Origin of the sequence: Borrelia puertoricensis (assembly GCF_023035875.1) — a bacterium.
Classification (GTDB): domain Bacteria; phylum Spirochaetota; class Spirochaetia; order Borreliales; family Borreliaceae; genus Borrelia; species Borrelia puertoricensis.
On record NZ_CP075391.1, the window covers coordinates 35,420 to 54,534 of the forward strand.

Genomic DNA, 19,115 nt, shown 5'->3' on the forward strand with positions numbered 1-19,115 from the left:
ACCTAATCGGAATTAATATTAAATTAAAACTTAAAATTAAATTTAAACGACAACAAGCCTGCATAATAAATACACAATAAATACACAGCTTATCTAAGTTCAGCTACGGTATAAAATTACTAACTTTATTTTTAATCCTTTCTTTTAAGTTTTTAAAACTTCTATCAATAATACAAACTTGACTACTACATGTTTTAAATATCAAACCAATAATAGAGCCCAATGCATATTAAATGTAATTTATATCATTAACATAGAATCATGCTGATTGCTTTATTATGTCTTTATATTCATTGTAAAATAGGTACCTTACCCCTCCAACTTTACCTCTCTTAATTTCTCTTAATTTTTTCGCTTTAAACAACATAATAAAAAATAAAGTCCATTCTATATACTGAAATACACAAAGCAAACTTAATATTTGTAAAAACTATAAAATGAACATAAGTTCTAAGCAACAGTAAACTGCTTAACAAGTACACAATATGATCACGCTTAATAGACCTATTTCTTTAACTCTTTTTTTAACTCTTACTTCTTTAACTTTTCTCTTCAAGTCTCTCTTTAATTTTGAAATTAATACGATCCCTTCGCTTCTGTTGCTCTATTAAATCATCAATTTTATTTTTAATTGTATCTTTCAAACCTAGCAAGCTATCATTACCAACTTCAATTACCTTCAAAATTTCTCCGTTCTTACCAATAATGAGATCCACCGCCTTTTTTATTGATTCGACCTTCTCTAAACCTAATATATCTCTGATTTTATTTTCAAATAGTTCTATCACACGATTTCTTTGTACAAGCAAGTTATCCAACGCAAACTTAATACCACTAATAATCTTTACATCCTTGATCTGCTGCAACATACACAAATTGGCATCATTTAAAATTTGACCATCCTCTTTCACAACTTCACTAACATAGATCCCACTATCTCTTAACGATATCAATAAATCAAGAGCAGTATCCTTATAATCAACAATACCATTATTCCTTAATGCTCTTACAATTTGTCTTATTTTCTCAATATATACGACGTCATGCTTTAAGGCAGCATAAAAACAATTTTTTAAGTAATAATCATCATTCTTAAAGTACAAAGCAAAATCATTAAACATGCTATCAAACACATTTTGATCAAATCCTTCAGAATTAAAATTTAATGACTCTCTAAGCAATCTCACACTTTCAAGTAATGTAGCATAAGGCGTTTGTGGTAAGTCCTCAAGCAGGCTTGGATTAACTAAGTCAAATTTACTACCCAAATGGTTTGTGTGGACGGCTTCATTTGTGCGGAGCTTGGTAGGAACATTCAATGAGATTTTTCTACCTGCTGCACAACTTAGAATAACTGATCCCAAAACACTAATTATAAATATTACCATACCTATTCTCATTATATACTCCCCTTATCTGCATTATAATCCTCATTATCATAAATACATAATTATAAATACATAGCAATAAACTATAAATCTATGCAAAAATCTATGTTCACAAAATACTTATCCACGTATACAATAACATTGTTAATAATATTGTTAATACATTCCTTATTGTCTCACCAACTGCTTAACATATCATTACTATAAAACCTAATGTCCTAACTTATCAACTCGTATTCTCATTAAATCTCTCAATCCTCGCAACCCTAAAACTGGCTTAGAAGTAGAAAAAATACTCTTATAAAGGAATCCATCTTCCTCAATAATCTTATCAAGATGAAAGATTAATGCCTGAATATTAGCTTGTGCTAATACTTTCATAGTGGCTAACCCTGCTGCTCCCCGTAGCATTATTTTAATTCTTTCTATCAAATTATTACGTATTGATAACATTATCTCTAAAATATTCTTAATGTCCTGCATATCTACTATATTATTACTGGCTCTAAGTGCTAATAAATTGTCTCTACTTAAAATTGAACCATTATCATTTATAACTTCACTTATATATTCCGCACTACTCTTTAAATTATCCAATAATTTCATAGCAATAGTAAATTCTACAACTTGCTTACCTGCACTTGCCAAGTTATCTACTACTATTTGCAAGTTACTGAGAGTTTCAACGTCTCGATTTAAACTAGCATAAACTTTATCCTCATCATCTCTCTCTTTTTTAAAACCTTGAGAATCAAACCAAACTTGAAATATATTATCAAACTGAGATCTATTAAATCCTTCGGGCTGATAATTCAATGAAGCTTTAAGTTTATTCAAATTTTCAAGTAATGCACCATAAGCTTGCTCTTCTGGTGTATTACTCACTTTAGCAACTCTCTCTTCACTACTCACTTTAGCAACTCTCTCTTCACCCATCTTTAATAAGGTTAATAAATTATTATCGTTTCTAATACCTGAATGACTCCCCCTCTCCTCTCTTAAAAAATTACTACCTGCTGGACAAGCTAGCATTAGACTCAACAAACCCAACATACAAATCATCATATATACTCTTTGCATTAAACAACTCCTTTTTTTTACACATACAACATATTTTAACTCAGTTTAACAATTAAACAATTATTTAATTAAATAAATTAATATTTTACTGATTTATAAAATATATTATTTTCTCTATTTTTTTGTTACACTTAATATTATTTAATATAATAATTAGTTTATAATTAGTGACATGATTAAATTTTTACATTTAACTTACAACTAGCATGACAGTAATCTATACCACCACACACAACAATGAAGGAAGTTTGACATATATACTTGACATATAAATAACACATTAATAATATATTACACGTATATAAACATTACAAATATAACATGAATTTAAGCAATGCTTATCTAAATGAGCATATATTAAAAAAATATGCTACCATTGTCCCCTTAAAACTTGCAACCTTAAATTATTAACTGTAATTTCAATTTTTGTTCGTAAATCTCTCAAACTTAGTTTTGTACCAGAATTAATGATCTCTTTAAGCTTACCTTGGGCACTAGTAATCGGATCAAGTTCAAGTTGAATGTTTGCATTACCTAACACTTTAACTGCCATCTCCAACATACCTTTAGCCATATCTACTACAATATTTCTCAATCTTAACATTTCATCTAAATAAGAATTAAGTAAATTGAGTCCACTTAAATTATTGCTATGTTGCAACACATTTAAATTGGCTTGATTTAAAATACCCTCATTTTCATCCATAATCTCCCTAATGTACATCGCACTAGCCCTTAAACGGTATAATAAACTCAAAGCACAATCCCTACTAGACTGATCGGTATAAGATGTTAAAGTTTTTATCACTGTTTTTAAGTTTGTAATATCTGCAACCTCATACCTTAGGCTCGCATAAACATCATCCCTTCCATCATCATTAAAATTCACCTCAAACTCATTAAATATACTACTTTCAAATAGAGCCTTCATTGGCAAAAAGGTATCACGATTATCATTATAAGAAGCTTTAAGAGCAGACAATCTTATGTTTAATGCATCATAAGATGTAACTACTTGTGGATATCTTGATCTAGATGGGGGTGGTGTAGATGGTGCTAATGATCCAATATATCCTGTATATCCTGAGAGTCTGTGCATACCAGACGAATTCATGCCAACTGAAGCTTTTTCAGTTACTGCACATCTTAATACTAAAACCCCAAATATGCAGACTAACATGCATACTTTTTGCATTAATATCCTCCTTACTCCTGCCTATACAAAAAAACTTAAAATAAGTCTTAACATAATTATTTTATGCTATAAAATATCTAAATTTAGAAAATATATACACTAAGACACACAAGGTGTATAACCCTTTGTGTCTATTGTGCTTTTGTCTTCATATATTTACTGAACCTGTCTCTCAATCTCAGCTTTTAAACCTTCTAAGCTACTTCCAGTCTGCCCATAAACTCTTACATTAATACTTGAGCCTAAACTAATAATTGGCGATAAAGCATCTTTAATTCTTTCAACATCTTGCAAATCTTTTACTGAAGTTAATATTGAGTGAATATCCTTTATTAAGCTAAACCTCAAAAGAAACATTGTATCTAGCAAAAAAATAAGATCAAGAAGAAAATATTGCCTTTTGGTTGCAATAACTCTACCTAGAGTATGGCTACTCAAAATTACATTTGCTCTATTCCGATCTACAACATCACCAACATAAGCTCCAATATCCCTTATAACATTCAGAAGCCTTTTAGCAGCTCCAATCATATCAGGCTTAGAAGGAGAAAGTAATAATTTATCTATTACAGATTTTAAGGCTGTAGCATAACCTTGATTATAATCCATACCAGCATAAAGATTATCCTGTACAACAGGATCGTCAAAACCAACAAATGTACTCTCAGTACCAATCATATGATTAAATGGAATATTAACTAAGTTAGAATCAAATTGATCTTTATTAGCAGAATATAAATTGCTAAAATTCATGCATTTTGTCCTTATCAATTCAGAACTACTAGCTCCGTCCAGACCTGGCAGACCTGGCAGACCTGGCACACCCACACGGCCCTCTAATCCTCTTGGCCCTTGTGGACCTTGAACCCCATCCTTACCATTTTTGCCTGCAACTCCTTGTGGACCTTGTGGACCCTGTGGGCCCACTGAACCAGTACATCCCATGATCATAAATAGTAAAACAATCAAAACATACATACCACACATATCCTTAAACTTTTTTCTCATTAAATATCTCCTTTTATAGTCGATTTTATATAATAAAAAAATAAAATTAATATTATTTTAATATCAAACTAAATATTGTTAATGATAATACTTGGTTTTATATTAATCAACATTATTTAACTGGACACTGACTTAATTAACAATAATTATTGAGAACATGTAAATTCAGTCATAAAAAATAGCAATATTTTACATTTATAATCTTTAAATATATCTAAAACTAAAAGTTATGCTTCACTATGGTAATAATATTCGATTAATGTTATTCACTTTCTTCTCAATTGCATCTCTTAAATTTTTCAAGCTTTCATCACCCACATAAATTTTTTTATAAATTTTGCCATTCAAGAGAACAATTGGGTCTAATTTAGATCGAGCACTTGTGACATGATGTAAAATAGACAAGTCTTAACATAATTATTTTATGCTATAAAATATCTAAATTTAGAAAATATATACACAATAGACACACAAGGTGTATAACCCTTTGTGTCTATTGTGCTTTTGTCTTCATATATTTACTGAACCTTTCTCTCAATCTCAGCTTTTAAACCTTCTAAGCTACTTATAGTCTTCCCATAAACTCTTACATTAATACTTGAGCCGAAACCAATAATTGGCGATAAAGCATCTTTAATTCTTTCAACATCTTGCAAATCTTTTACTGAAGTTAATATTGAGTGAATATCCTTTATTAAGCTAAACCTCAAAAGCAACATTGTATCTAGCAAAAAAACAAGATCAAGAAGAAAATCTTGCCCTTTGATTGCAATAACTCTACCTAGAGTATGGCTACTCAAAATTACATTTGCTCTATTCCGATCTACAACATCACCAACATAAGCTCCAATATCCCTTATAACATTCAGAAGCCTTTTAGCAGCTCCAATCATATCAGGCTTAGAAGGAGAAAGTAATAATTTATCTATTACAGATTTTAAGGCTGTAGCATAACCTTGATTATAATCCATACCAGCATAAAGATTATCCTGTACAACAGGATCTTCAAAACCAACAAATGTACTCTCAGTACCAATCATATGATTAAATGGAATATTAACTAAGCCAGAATTAAATTGATCTTTATTAGCAGAATATAAATTGCTAAAATTCATGCATTTTGCCCTTATCAATTCAGAACTATTAGCTCCGTCCAGACCTGGCAGACCTGGCAGACCTGGCAGACCTGGCACACCCGCATGGCCCTCTAATCCTCTTGGCCCTTGTGGACCTTGAACCCCATCCTTACCATTTTTGCCTGCAACTCCTTGTGGACCCTGTGGGCCCACTGAACCAGTACATCCCATGATCATAAATAGTAAAACAATCAAAACATACATACCACACATATCCTTAAACTTTTTTCTCATTAAATATCTCCTTTTATAGTCGATTTTATATAATAAAAAAAATAAAATTAATATTATTTTAATATCAAACTAAATATTGTTAATGATAATACTTGGTTTTATATTAATCAACATTATTTAACTGGACACTGACTTAATTAACAATAATTATTGAGAACATGTAAATTCAGTCATAAAAAATAGCAATATTTTACATTTATAATCTTTAAATATATCTAAAACTAAAAGCTATGCTTCATCATGGTAATAATATTTGATTAATGTTAATCACTTTTTTCTCAATTGCATCTCTTAAATTTTTCAAGCTTTCATCACCCACATAAATTTTTTTATAAATTTTGCCATTCAAGAGAACAATCGGGTCTAATTTAGATCGAACACTTGTGATATGATGTAAAATAGACAAGTTGACTAAAAACAATTTTGTTGAATCTAGCATATTTTTAATATCATCTAGAACATCTCCCCTTCTGTACAACATCTCAATTAACATAGCATTAAGTTCACTAATATCTTCTTCATTAGTTTCTCTCTTCAGTTTAGCTAAATCGAAATCATTCCCTGCATCCATAATTTCTATGACTTCATGGACATACTGAGCACTATCTCTTAAAGCTAATAGCAAATCATTAACATATCGTTTATTAGCATCACTAACAATATCCATTAATCCAGTTACGATTTGTTTTACTATCTCAATATCTGAAACTTCATACCCTAAACCAGCATAAACGTAGTTTCTTTGTTTCTCCGTGACAAATTTATTATTAAATTCAGCACTGCTAAATGGAATAATCTTATCAAAATCAGCCTTTTTTGACTTAAATGTTTCATAGTTAGCATTATAAACTCTTACAAGATTTAAGTAATTTACCTTTAGTAAATTAACATCACTTCGTCCATCATGCCCTTTAAGCCCCTTTTGACCAGTATGTCCTTTAGGCCCACTAAGCCCACGTGGCCCCATTGGACCAACACATCCTATAAATCCTAAGGTACTTAAAACGAACATTACCATACATATTCTTTTCATTAAAAACCCCTATATATTTTTTACCTTCTTTAATACCTCGAATACACTAATAATCATTTTAATTCATCAATTTTATTTTTAACTGAATCTCTCAAACCCTTCAAGCTTCTATTCCCAATATAAATTTTTTCATAAATTTTGCCCTGAATATTAATAATTGGATTTAGGCTACTTCGAAGTTTTGCAATATCCACTACTCCATCCTTAAATAAAAACCTTATGTCAATTAATATTGATTGAATATCGTCTAAAACACTTTCCCTCTCTCTAAACATATCCATAGCCATAACACAAAGTTCAGAAATATAGGGCTCATCATACTTACGAAAGTTAGCTAAACCAACACCGGATAAAAAGAAATCCATAAACTCATATACATACTTTGCACTGTCCCTCAAAGCCAATAACAAATGCTTAGCAGCATCATTATCAAAACTATTAGCAACATTACCTGTTAATTGCGCTACAATCTCTTCTACCAAACTAACATTGCTCTCATCATGCCTTAATCCAGCGTAAACGTAATCCTTTGGCTGATCTGTATTAAATTCATTCTGAAATACACTATGTTCAAATGCAATACTATTATTAAAATTTTCTCTCTTTAAATCGAATAACTGATAGTTATAATAATAAGAAGACTTAAGAATCAATATACTTGCCTCTAGTAATTCAAAATCACCGCGCAAACCTTGGCCAATTGCACCAAGTTTTCCATCAAGGCCTCTAAACCCCATAAACCCCTGTGGTCCCATTGGACCAGTACATCTTATAAACATCAAGGTACTTAAGATGAATATTATCGCACATATCCTTTTCATTAAAAAACTCCTCTTTTTTTTTAACTTCCTTTATACACCTTTATACACTACTATGATTCAATGCCTGCTTTAATTGATTAACTTTTCCTGTAATTGCAATTAGTAAGCTTTGTAAACTCCTATTAGTACTACCCACCCCTCCATAAACTTTTCTACGCAATCTTTCCCCCGGTCTAACAATTGAACCTAATGCATCTAGAATTAGTACAGTATCAACAAAACTTGGTTTGAAAGACCGTTTTGTGTTTCTTAGTATATCGCGAACATTATCTAGCACATACTCCCTTTGTCTAAACATCATTATTAACATAGCATTAAGTTCACTCATACCTTCTAAATCATTACTCTGCTTAAACATAGCTAACTCATTCTCTAACAAAGAGATAACCTTCCTAACAAAACGGACACTGTCTCTTAAAAAGATCAAAAAATACGTAGCATACTCCTTAGCCTTCAAATCAGAAGAATTCGTTAATGACTCTACGATCATTTTTACTGTTTGAATATCTTCAACATTATGCTTTAAACTCGCATAAACATCATTCTTTGCATCATCATCATTAAAAGCCACCCCAAACTCACTAAATACACTACTTTCAAATAGAGCCTCAATACCAATATCGTTTTTTTGTAAATTAAATTCATTAATGTTCGAATAATATGAATGCTTAAGGCTCAACAAGCTTGTCATTAACATTGCAATATCACCTCGTCCGGCTTTCTCTCCAGCATCTCCTCTAAGCCCTGCATCTCCTGATAACCCCGCTATACCTCTAAACCCCCTTTGCCCTACTATCCCAATTGACTCTGCTATCCCCATTGGGACAGTACATTCCACTATCAAAAACCCTAAAAAAATCATCACAAATATAACCACACATACTTTTGTCATCAAAAAAACTCCTATTTGTTTACCTTTTTTTTGCACGACATAAAATAAATAATATAAAAAGTATCCCTACACAACCACCTATATTATCTATGATAAGATTTATACCAATATAGTAAACAGTATTTATTTGTATTCATTATATCATACTTTATAAAATATAATTAATTAAAATTTTACATAAAAGTATCATATAAATGATTTATTTAAAGATTACAAAAAAATAGGGCTTACAATTGAACCTAACTGAACTTTTATTAAATTATCTAAATTCTCTCTTGATAACTTCTATTTGCCTGCAATTTCTCTCATTTTGCTCAACAATCTTCCGAATTTTAAAGCTAATGATATCATAGCTTGACTCTCAATCTGAAATCCTGCTCCATACCCCTCCATTAAACTGATCTATCAAAAATTAAAGATCATTACTTACCACTGCTAACATTATTAGATTTTTCAATCTACCTATTAATCGCTCTCTTGTTTCAATGAATTTTATTATATCAGAATATATCTTAAGAAGATCATCCATACCTTTCTTTTTAAGTTTATTGAAACTGTTTCTATTCAAGATCTAACTAAATAATTTTTCTAATCAATTATGTGATTTCAAGCAACTCTTAAAACAAATTTTTAATAACAATACTATATACAGTTTCACAAACAAAAATTAAATCTAATATATCTGAATTAATTATTAATTAAATATAAACTAAAAAACACTAAAATAAAAAATAAAAGGGGAGGGGACCAAAAGGCCCCCTTTAGATCAAAAATTACTTCACTAAATATGCTATTCGAGCTACAACTCCTATAATAGAATAAGATGCATGCTGAATCTCTCTAGCAGAACCGCTGCTACTTAACCCAATGGTTTTCTTAAGCCCATCTAACATCTCTCTCTTATTTTTTGATGCCAATGATATTATTTGGTATTGAATCGTCTTTACTGCTCTCTCTCTCTCTCTTATAAATTCTTCTAAAAGAGCATCAATTGTAATAATATCTTCCACACTCTTACCCATCCTAATTTTCTCAAGATTAGTACTACTTAAATGAATATTGATAAGCTTCCTGGTCTGTTCTGAAATATTTAATAAAAGATTAAATAAATGAGCGGCTACTTTTGTATCACCATAAGTATACCAAGCAGGCTCATTTAAATTTAAGTTACTAAATATTCTCTCTAAGTTCATAATAACTGACACGTCACTCCCCATAGCAGCATAAATATCTGCCTGATACTCTGCAGAAGTAAAAATTGGTGATACCTTTTTAAAGGGAATATTGAATGAATAGTATCTTGGATCAAGTCTTTTGCGCTCATTTACAAGCTTCGACCTATACTTTATTACTCTAGCTTCAAATTCAGCATAAACTTCTTTTGCTGTCTTTCTTGGAACTGATCGTTGTTCTTCTAGCTTAACTTTTGACTTTGATTCACCCTGTTTACTTTCAACCCTATTACCTTCAACCTTTTTGTTTTTAATATCTTTATCTATATTTGGTGATTTTGCTAAATCTCCACTCACTGACTTACTCTTTGACTGACGTAAAACTGAAGTTTTTTTATTAGAAGATAAATTCGAATTTGATTGACTCAAATCTGAGTAATCCTTTAAACTATCTTCTGCTTGATACCCAAACAGAACCTCTGTAACAACTCCACTTGCTAATTCACCCTGTTTACAAGATAGCATAACGAAGACATATAAAAACACTATACTCAAATCTTGCATAAACTTCTCCTTTTTTAAAGCTTTTACATTAATCAATACTTATTAGTAAATATAATGCAACAGAATGACATTTACATAGTAAATTGGATAAAATACAATAAAAAATCCTGACTTTCAAATTTTGAAGTTTTTATACTTTTGATTTTGTATAAAATTTAAAAAAATAAAAATATAAAGATAAACACAAATTCAATATAAATTATTATGAAAAAAAAAATGGGAGTTTAAATTAACTCCCAAATCTAATTAACAAACTAATTAGTCTTCAATTAATCAATAATTGTATATTACCTTCCAGTTCTACAATCAAGTAAGATACCTTCTGAATTTCTTTACCAGCATTATCGCTTAAACCAACAGTGTTCTTTATTGCATCTAAGAGATCTGACTTATCATTTTTTGAGACTAATAATTTTATTTGGTCTTGAATTGTTTTTACTGCATCAGATCTCACTTTTATAAAATCTTCCAAAAAAGCAGTAATTTTAGCAAGTTTCTCTACATTCTTGCTAGCCTTAATTTTATTTAAGTTACCATTACTTAAATGAATATCAATAATTTTTCTAGTGAAACAGCCAACCTGCCATATGAGCATTAACAAGTTGTCAGCAAGTTTATTCTCAGATATTGTACTATTTTCCTGTGACAAAGGAAGTCCTTTTTGTAAATTTAACCTATTTAACACCCTCTCCAAATCCCGCACAGTCTCAACATCATGTGCTAAAGCAGCATAAATATCTGCCTGTTGATCTAGAGCAGCAAATCTTGCGTTTACCTCATTGAAAGGAACTTGCAACGAATGATGATTCGGATTAAATTGACCACGTGCATTGTTAAGTTGTGATCTATAACTAGTTACACTTCTCTCAAGTTTAGTGTACACTTCCTCTAAATCGTTCTCTGGTGCATTACCTTGAACTTCTTCTGGTGCTTTTGCTAAATCCTCTCTCTGATCATCTCCTGAAACTTCTACTGGAACTACTAAGGAATTTTCTACACCACTCCCCCCTGGCACACCACCTTGCAAACTTTCAGCACCTTCCTCTGTTTTGCCTGTTTTGTCTAAGTTCAAGTAGGTCTTTACAAGATTATCTAAACCCTCTTTAATTGAACCTTGATCTAAGGATATTTTACCTTGTTCACAAGACATCACACCCAAGCAACACAACGAATAAAAAATTATACTAATTTTCTTCATATACTTCTCCTTTTTTAAAATTCACATCACATAATATTATATAATATATATTATACTAATTATAATATTAAAATTAGTATAACATTAAATTCACAAAAAATAAAACCTATAAGCCAATCTACTGTCAAACTATAATAACAATCTTAAATAATTTGCCTAATATAAATATATATTCTAAATTTATTGAATTTAAATTATCCTTCAAACTAGGTTTTTTAATTCTTTGCAAATATTTCGTCCAATATCTCCAAACCAGTTCATTACCCAGTCTTGGGTTATACCACACCATATTTTACACTCTATTTCAAAATAACACCACTCTTATTCCATTCACCTTACCTCAAACTCAAAAACATGCACTGAAATACTCACGCTCAACTTAATCTACACTTAACAAAGACTCCAAATTGTAACGGCAATTGTACTCATTAAACTAACTGCTCGTCCAATATCTCCCTCATAATCAACAAGTTCCTTTATTCCCGATAATACGGCTTCTCTAGTCATTCTTGATTCTAAAAATGTTATTTGTAATTTAATTTTAGACATACAATCTTTGCTTATATTAATAAATTCTTCTAAACTGGTATAAATTTCACTAAGCCTTGATTCACTCTTGGTAGCTCTAATTTGAGCTAAGTGTCCATCACTTAAATAGTAATTTACAACGATTCTGATATAATTCGTAATATTATTTAAAATTACCAATAAACTATGAGCAACACTTGCATCAGTATTGATGAAATAAGGACCGTTGAAATCCAATTTACTAAGTACTCTTCCTAATTGTTTAATAACCTCAACATCATACCCAAGCCCAGCATAAACTTTATCTTGTTTATCTGAAGCAAAAAAATCTGGTGAGATTTTTTTGAAAGGAATATTCAATAAAAGCTTACCTAGATCAAAATGATTGTACGCATCTTTAAGCTCCTCTTTGTAAGAATCTACTCTTGTCTTTAATGCATAGTAAGCCCTATCTTTGGCACTTATATTAAACGATTGTTGTGAACATTCATTATCTCTTGAGTGGCCCCTTACACTCAATGACTGTTCAACTGGTTTGTCCTTTGCAAGTCCTTCTAAGTTGTAAGAAATTATACCCATAACTAAACTAGATACTTTCATACAATCCTCCTTATTATAGCCTGTTTACTACATAATAATATATATTTTATAGTAATTAATACATACTTATGCTAAGTATAAATATATCAATAATTTAATGAAAAATTATAATTTTAATTGCAACATAAACTGAATAAACCTTCCCTAAAGCCTTTTTATTACGCATAAATAATTCAATATCTATCTATACTAAAACATTTTAATACCTAATATTATATAATATAATTACATTTATACAAGTTAGATCTTATGCTAATGGGATAATTAAAGATTACTTAAAAAGTTAAAGTGCCACAAAGCAAATTGAAGACTCAAAAAAAATTACAGTATTTAGTTCCCAATAAAACACAAAATTATATCTACTATTCTTTTCATAATGACATAAAGTAAATTAATAGTATCTCTATTAATCGAAGCACTTAATTCAACAAGATCTCCATGCCTAAGACCATCGACTTGTCCAACAATATCATTAGTAAGTCTCTCCAAAACAAAATCCCTATCAGCATTCTTAACAGCTATTTTGATTAACGCCTTTGAAAGTTGTTTTATAAACTGCATCCTATAATCCATAGCCGCACCTAAATAAAAATTAATTTTAGTAAGCTCTTCAGCTGTTTTATTAACCTTAAGACGCTCTAAGGTTGCCTCATCTAAGTTATCATTTAAAAGCGTCTTGAGCAATCTTGCACTATCTGATATATACTCTAATAATCGGGAAGCCTGAAATAAATCTTGATTAAAAATATTAACGTCCAAGTTCAATGTATACAATATTAACTTAAGACTATTAATAGCAGTGGGATTATAATTTAAACCTTCATAAATGAAATCTGCATTACTATAGACTGGAAATATTTGTGATATAGGAAATTCAAATACAAGCTTATAATCTAAACCTTTAAATGTTCTACTACTGAGAAACTCTTTATACTCATTTACCATTTTGTAAAGTTTATAAAAAGCTACATGTCTGGAATCAACCTCTATCTGTTCTACCAGTCTTAAACCCATTCTTTGATCACATGGACCTAAATTTTTTTTCAAATTGCTGTCTACTTCGTCAAATCTTGAACCGTCCGGGTCTCCTTGCTCACAAGCCAGTATAACTAATATATACAATACCATACCAACTTTTCTCATAATATTTCTCCTCTTAAATACATAAATTATTCATCTATGAATAGAATAATAATAAAACTAAGGCATAACTTTTGTAATCTGAGTAACTAATTTTTGAATATCTCTTACCAAATCACCAATATCACCAATTTTGCTCTTAATTTTGCCATCATTAACAATCTTTTTAAGCTCAGCTTCCATTAATTGTCTATTATCTCTGACTACGGCTGCCCCACTTATAACCTTTCTAAAATCTCTAATTAGCTCGTCTCTTGATTGCATAAACGAAAATAGCCAAGAAGTAATCTGCGAAATATTCTCTATTGTCGCTGCACTGCTAATCCTAACTTCATTTAATTTGTTATCACTCAAACTATTCTCTAAAAGGAAATTATAATATGAAACCTGTTCTAAATTAAATAACAACATAGAAGCAATGGTTATATCTCTATTTTCCTTATGGGAACCTGGTCTTAAGTCTAATTTAGCAAGTATGTTCTTTAATGCTTGCATAAGTGTAAGATCACACCCTAAAGCTATATAAATGCTGTAACTCTTACTATTCTTAACTATACCATCATTTGTAATACCATAGCCTGACAATTGCTGAACAATAGAATTTTTAGAAGCATCAATTACAAAAGGTACATTAAATGAATTACCTAAATATTCATATGCAATCTGATTTCTAAAATACTCTACTAACGACTTCAAATCATTATAAGCTTCACTTAGTGTATCTTGTAAAAACGGTACCAGCATAGACATTGAGAAAGGTTCTCCAGTTCTTCTACCTTCCATGAATACTGTGTCACTCCCACCACCAGCAACACATCCCAACACTAAACCCACCATGCACAATATCATACTAAACCTTTTCATACTCATACAAATTCTCCTCTTAATTATCTCACATATGTATAACATACAGCATATAATACTTATTATATACACCCTAAATTCTCTTAAATAAAAGATTTTCTCTTATAAACCAATTAATCATTCTTCTTTATTTGAAAAATATAAACCTTTAACCTCAAAATCCTTACTTGCACTTATAAAAACTAAAGTAAAAATCATCCTCTATTAAGCAATAATCATATCACGCTCAAACAATGCTATAATATTAAACAATAAGATCATGAATATTATGGAACAGACTATTTAAGTATTACGTACTAGTTAGCAAAAATACCCCCATTTGACACCTTTACAACATTTTCCTGAAACTCATCATAAAAGATCAACTAACTCTATGATATCAAATAAAAGATAATGAATATTGCGCATCCCCTTATTAAGCCTTGCATCCGAATTAGAGATAACTCTATTTAACTCATTTAATATATCATCTTCATTAGTTTTTGATGCAGCCGATAATATAACGGACTTAAGTTGAGGTACTAAATCTTTTACCATCTCTATAAACTGAACTAAATACTGAGTAATTATATTAAGGTCCTTTATATCTCTAGACTTAAGCATTTCTAATTTTATCTTATTTAAAACATCCTCAAAAAGAGTCTGAATTGAATGCGCAATATGCATTAACCCGTTTAATAAATTAGTAACAACTCTTGTATCTCTATCACCTAAATGTTTAAAGTTCAACTTATCAAACACTTTACCTAAGCTACAAATAACCTCAACATCATACCCTAATGCCTCATAAACTTCACCCATATCTGATGGATAATAAACCTCATTTAATGCTCCCTTGAAATAAACATTCAACTCTTTGGGATAAAATGCAACTCGTTTATCTTCAAGTTCTTCTTTAAATCTTATCAGTACATTAGTAAGGCTCTCAAAAACTGTATCTACTTCATTCATACATTTCTCCTTTTTCCTACACATACCATCTACTATTTTGTCGCGTTCACACATTTATTAACATATTTATTATTTATATTATTTATAATTAAATATATAATATATTACATAATTAATATTAACCCTTATGAAAATTCTCTCTCACTTAAAAAACTAAAAAAATAGCAATTTCCTGCAATTTATTATAAAAGATCAATTAACTCCATGATATCAAATAAAAGATAATGAATACTACGCATTCCCCTATTAAGCTTTGCATCTGAACTAGAGACAATTTTATTTAACTCATTTAATATATCATCTTCATTGGTCTTTGATGCAGCTGATAATATAATATCCTTAACCTGAGACATCAAATCTTTTACCATCTCTATAAACTGAACTAGATACTGAATAATTTTCTCAAAGTCACATACATCTCTAGACTTAAGCATCTCTAATTTTGTTTGGTTTAAAACATCCTTAAAGAGTGTCTGAATTGAATATGCAACACGCATTAAACCGTTTAAAAAATTAGTAACAACCCTTGTATCTCTATCGCTTACATGTCTGAAGTTTAATTTATCAAAAATTGTACCTAATTTACCCATGATTTCAAAATCATATCTCAACATCGTATAAATTTTGTCCCGATCTGACTGATAATAAACGATATTTTCTAATGTTCCCTTGAAATCAATACTTAATTGAGCCTCTTTGGAAATAAATGCAGCCCGTTCACTCTCAAGTTCTTCTCTGAACTCGATTAATATCCTTCGAAGATCATTAAAAACTTGATCTTTTCCAGCCATATATTTCTCCTTTTTTTTTACACACACACCATTTACAACTAGTCTACTACTAGAATATATATTATATAATATAATTAAAATTTATTACTTTAATCTTAAAAAGATAATTTCCCTCTCAGAATTAGCATAAATTTAAATTACTAAATAACCAAAATTCATTAAAAAATGAAAATATCCAAAATAAAGTAGACAAAAAATAGACTTTTGTCTATTTTAAATAATCACAAATAACTCTAAATACTATTTAACTATCCCACTTAAATGTATCTTTAAGTTTAAATTCAATTTTAAACACATTGTCTACAAGCCTAACTAAAATCTCTTTTGAGAGATCGCCTTGCTCGTCACTAAGCGTCTTTAAATAATTTATCATGGCTGATTTATCACCTCGCTTTGCTGCTGCTGTTTTTATTACTCTTCTAATTTTAGACATCACATCGACCCTTCCTTGAACAAACTGATCTAGATAATAAGTAATCTTATCAAGCAAATCAACAAGACCTAACTCAAGAAGAAAACTGTTCCTAATTCTAGCTAATCTTCTCTTACTTAAATGCTTATGGAACAATTTAATTGCTAAGTCTGTAATACTAGTTAAATGATTCAAAATACTAACAGCAATAGCAATATCATTAGAATTGCTTTTGTCTTTCAAATCTAATGTATCAAATACCTCTCTCAATCGCTCAATAACTTTAGAATTATTCCCTAGTGTAGTAGCAATGCTACGCTTGGTAGCCTTTTCTTCAGCTAGTAATAATACAGAAGGATAAGTTTGATCTTTAAATAATAAAATACTATCCAGATGAACTGACTCAAGCTCAGCTATAAGTTTTCTCCTGTAATTATCGACTTTACTTTTGAATTTACTGTAAGCCCGATGCGCTTTTGGGCTTAAGAATGATTCACAGTCTGATGTACACGACAAACACATCATTAAAAACAAACTCAAAACACTAATTACCCATACCACACTAAGTATCTTCATATACATACTCTCCTTTTTTCACCTATACAGCATTTGTATATCTTTTTTATAAATCCACTGCTGCGACTAATGTAATTTTATATTCAATTATAGACTAAAGCTAATATCAACTTCAAATTTACTATTTAAGCACAACTTTTAACTAACTCCTTAACTGAAACAACAGTGATACGCTAATAGCATTACTATCTATATTGGTAATCTGACAAGCTGAAATTGCAATATTATGTAAAGAAAATAACATATCATAACTTAAACCTAAAAACTTTTTCATGATTCCCTTAATAAAGAGTTGTATACACACATAGGTGCCAGTTACTCTGTAACTCACTTAATATTTTATATATCTTATATAAATTTAATCAAATTAAGAGCAGCAGAAATTGTAACACCCTCTCCAAGCACCAAAAACCTGTCGACCTATGATGTATAACCGAAATTGCAAGAGAATATAAATAATACCAACATAAAAAAGTAAATTTTAACATTTTTACAAAATTTTCATGCAAAAAACTAAAAAAATACCTAAAAGATACAAATTTAATCATACTTTTAGGCATATACAAACTAAAGGAGAATAACAAAGTAAAGGACAAAGTACTTTAAACCACATTGTACGCGTTTAAAAGGACAAAATAAAACACAAAAAGTCCAAACACTTTTTGCTACTTAAATATTATTTAACTATCTTTGAAATCCTCCCTAGACATTTCTCTTACAAAAGGAACACTTGATTTAATCATCCCATCATCAATAATATTCTTTAACTTTTGCAAAATATTTTGGTTGGCAATAGCTAGATCTATTGTCAATTTCCGCCCCATCACTTGCGAAACTGCCTCTTCTCCCATAGCCATTGCCCTTTTCAAATTAAAAGTGATTATAGAAATAATACCTGCATTTCTGATGATACTATTTCCAGTCAAATTTGCATCACTCGAATGCTCATTAAGGATTTCATCAATTGGTTCTGTAAATTCCTTGAAAAGACATAATAAATCATAAACTATCTCTGTATCTCCAGCCGTGTAATCATAGGATAAGTCTAATCTCTTAGAGATTTTAGCCAATTTTTTGCTGACTGTAACATAATATCCAAACACATTATAAACATTAATCTTAGACTCTAAACGTTGAAACAATGGTATAAATTTATAAAAAGGAATATTAAAATTATAATTGTTTTGTTGAAAATTAATGATTGCATTGTTAAATTCATCTTTAAATGTTTTTACTGCTCCATTAAGTAAACTGCAAGCATTATCTCTCACTTCAATGTCTCTTTGGGATAGATTTGAGAAGTTATAAAGAAAATTATAAAACAGTATAGTCACAATAAATGATATAAAAAAAATACCAAGTATAACACATATTTTCTTCACAAAGCATTCCCCTTCTCAAAATCATATAATATACTAACATCAATAACTATATAATATATCTTGATATTTATCATTATATAATAAAATTACATTTATAAAACAGTTTAATTTAAAAAAATTATTAAAAAATTATACAAATTATTACATTTT

The 19,115-nt window shown here is 29.8% G+C and carries 18 protein-coding genes; all 18 read right to left on the reverse strand.

The window, feature by feature from the left end; genetic code table 11:
• Window positions 1-539 precede the first annotated feature (539 nt).
• The 18 genes from bpuSUM_RS07480 to bpuSUM_RS07565 all read right to left on the reverse strand — a co-directional run bounded on the left by bpuSUM_RS07480 (window position 540) and on the right by bpuSUM_RS07565 (window position 18,965).
• Window positions 540-1,388, reverse strand: a complete 849-nt coding sequence (locus bpuSUM_RS07480) for a hypothetical protein (RefSeq protein ID WP_247067458.1) — start codon at window positions 1,386-1,388, stop codon at window positions 540-542.
• 210 nt (window positions 1,389-1,598) lie between these two features.
• Window positions 1,599-2,468, reverse strand: coding sequence for a virulence associated lipoprotein (locus tag bpuSUM_RS07485; RefSeq protein ID WP_247067465.1), 870 nt, complete (start codon window positions 2,466-2,468; stop codon window positions 1,599-1,601).
• Between the two features lie 370 nt (window positions 2,469-2,838).
• Complete coding sequence (locus bpuSUM_RS07490; protein WP_247067467.1) at window positions 2,839-3,663, reverse strand: CRASP family complement regulator-acquiring lipoprotein; 825 nt, start codon at window positions 3,661-3,663, stop codon at window positions 2,839-2,841.
• Between the two features lie 156 nt (window positions 3,664-3,819).
• Window positions 3,820-4,650, reverse strand: a complete 831-nt coding sequence (locus bpuSUM_RS07495) for a collagen-like triple helix repeat-containing protein (protein WP_247067469.1) — start codon at window positions 4,648-4,650, stop codon at window positions 3,820-3,822.
• 539 nt (window positions 4,651-5,189) lie between these two features.
• Window positions 5,190-5,960, reverse strand: a complete 771-nt coding sequence (locus tag bpuSUM_RS07500) for a collagen-like protein (RefSeq protein ID WP_247067471.1) — start codon at window positions 5,958-5,960, stop codon at window positions 5,190-5,192.
• Between the two features lie 319 nt (window positions 5,961-6,279).
• Entirely contained in the window at window positions 6,280-7,008 is a 729-nt protein-coding gene (locus bpuSUM_RS07505; RefSeq protein WP_247067473.1) for a hypothetical protein, read from the reverse strand.
• A 119-nt stretch (window positions 7,009-7,127) separates the two neighbouring features.
• A complete protein-coding gene (locus bpuSUM_RS07510; protein ID WP_247067475.1) occupies window positions 7,128-7,829 on the reverse strand; it encodes a hypothetical protein in 702 nt (233 codons plus the stop codon).
• A 106-nt stretch (window positions 7,830-7,935) separates the two neighbouring features.
• A complete protein-coding gene (locus tag bpuSUM_RS07515) occupies window positions 7,936-8,787 on the reverse strand; it encodes a hypothetical protein (RefSeq protein ID WP_247067477.1) in 852 nt (283 codons plus the stop codon).
• Between the two features lie 412 nt (window positions 8,788-9,199).
• On the reverse strand, window positions 9,200-9,355 hold the full coding sequence (locus bpuSUM_RS07520) for a hypothetical protein (protein WP_247067479.1): 156 nt from the start codon (window positions 9,353-9,355) through the stop codon (window positions 9,200-9,202).
• Window positions 9,356-9,560: 205 nt separating this feature from the next.
• Entirely contained in the window at window positions 9,561-10,523 is a 963-nt protein-coding gene (locus bpuSUM_RS07525) for a hypothetical protein (RefSeq protein ID WP_247067481.1), read from the reverse strand.
• Window positions 10,524-10,788: 265 nt separating this feature from the next.
• Window positions 10,789-11,721, reverse strand: a complete 933-nt coding sequence (locus bpuSUM_RS07530; protein ID WP_247067483.1) for a hypothetical protein — start codon at window positions 11,719-11,721, stop codon at window positions 10,789-10,791.
• A 390-nt stretch (window positions 11,722-12,111) separates the two neighbouring features.
• Window positions 12,112-12,849 (reverse strand): hypothetical protein, encoded by a 738-nt coding sequence (locus tag bpuSUM_RS07535; RefSeq protein ID WP_247067484.1) that lies wholly within the window; start codon window positions 12,847-12,849, stop codon window positions 12,112-12,114.
• A gap of 330 nt (window positions 12,850-13,179) precedes the next feature.
• Window positions 13,180-13,992, reverse strand: a complete 813-nt coding sequence (locus bpuSUM_RS07540; protein WP_247067486.1) for a hypothetical protein — start codon at window positions 13,990-13,992, stop codon at window positions 13,180-13,182.
• Window positions 13,993-14,049: 57 nt separating this feature from the next.
• On the reverse strand, window positions 14,050-14,859 hold the full coding sequence (locus tag bpuSUM_RS07545) for a hypothetical protein (protein ID WP_247067488.1): 810 nt from the start codon (window positions 14,857-14,859) through the stop codon (window positions 14,050-14,052).
• Between the two features lie 345 nt (window positions 14,860-15,204).
• A complete protein-coding gene (locus bpuSUM_RS07550) occupies window positions 15,205-15,804 on the reverse strand; it encodes a hypothetical protein (protein WP_247067490.1) in 600 nt (199 codons plus the stop codon).
• 182 nt (window positions 15,805-15,986) lie between these two features.
• Window positions 15,987-16,595 carry a hypothetical protein gene (locus bpuSUM_RS07555; RefSeq protein WP_247067492.1) on the reverse strand — a complete coding sequence of 203 codons (609 nt, stop codon included), beginning with the start codon at window positions 16,593-16,595 and terminating at the stop codon, window positions 15,987-15,989.
• Window positions 16,596-16,839: 244 nt separating this feature from the next.
• Complete coding sequence (locus bpuSUM_RS07560; RefSeq protein ID WP_247067499.1) at window positions 16,840-17,583, reverse strand: hypothetical protein; 744 nt, start codon at window positions 17,581-17,583, stop codon at window positions 16,840-16,842.
• A 680-nt stretch (window positions 17,584-18,263) separates the two neighbouring features.
• Window positions 18,264-18,965, reverse strand: coding sequence for a hypothetical protein (locus bpuSUM_RS07565; RefSeq protein WP_247067501.1), 702 nt, complete (start codon window positions 18,963-18,965; stop codon window positions 18,264-18,266).
• Between the last annotated feature and the right edge of the window lie 150 nt (window positions 18,966-19,115).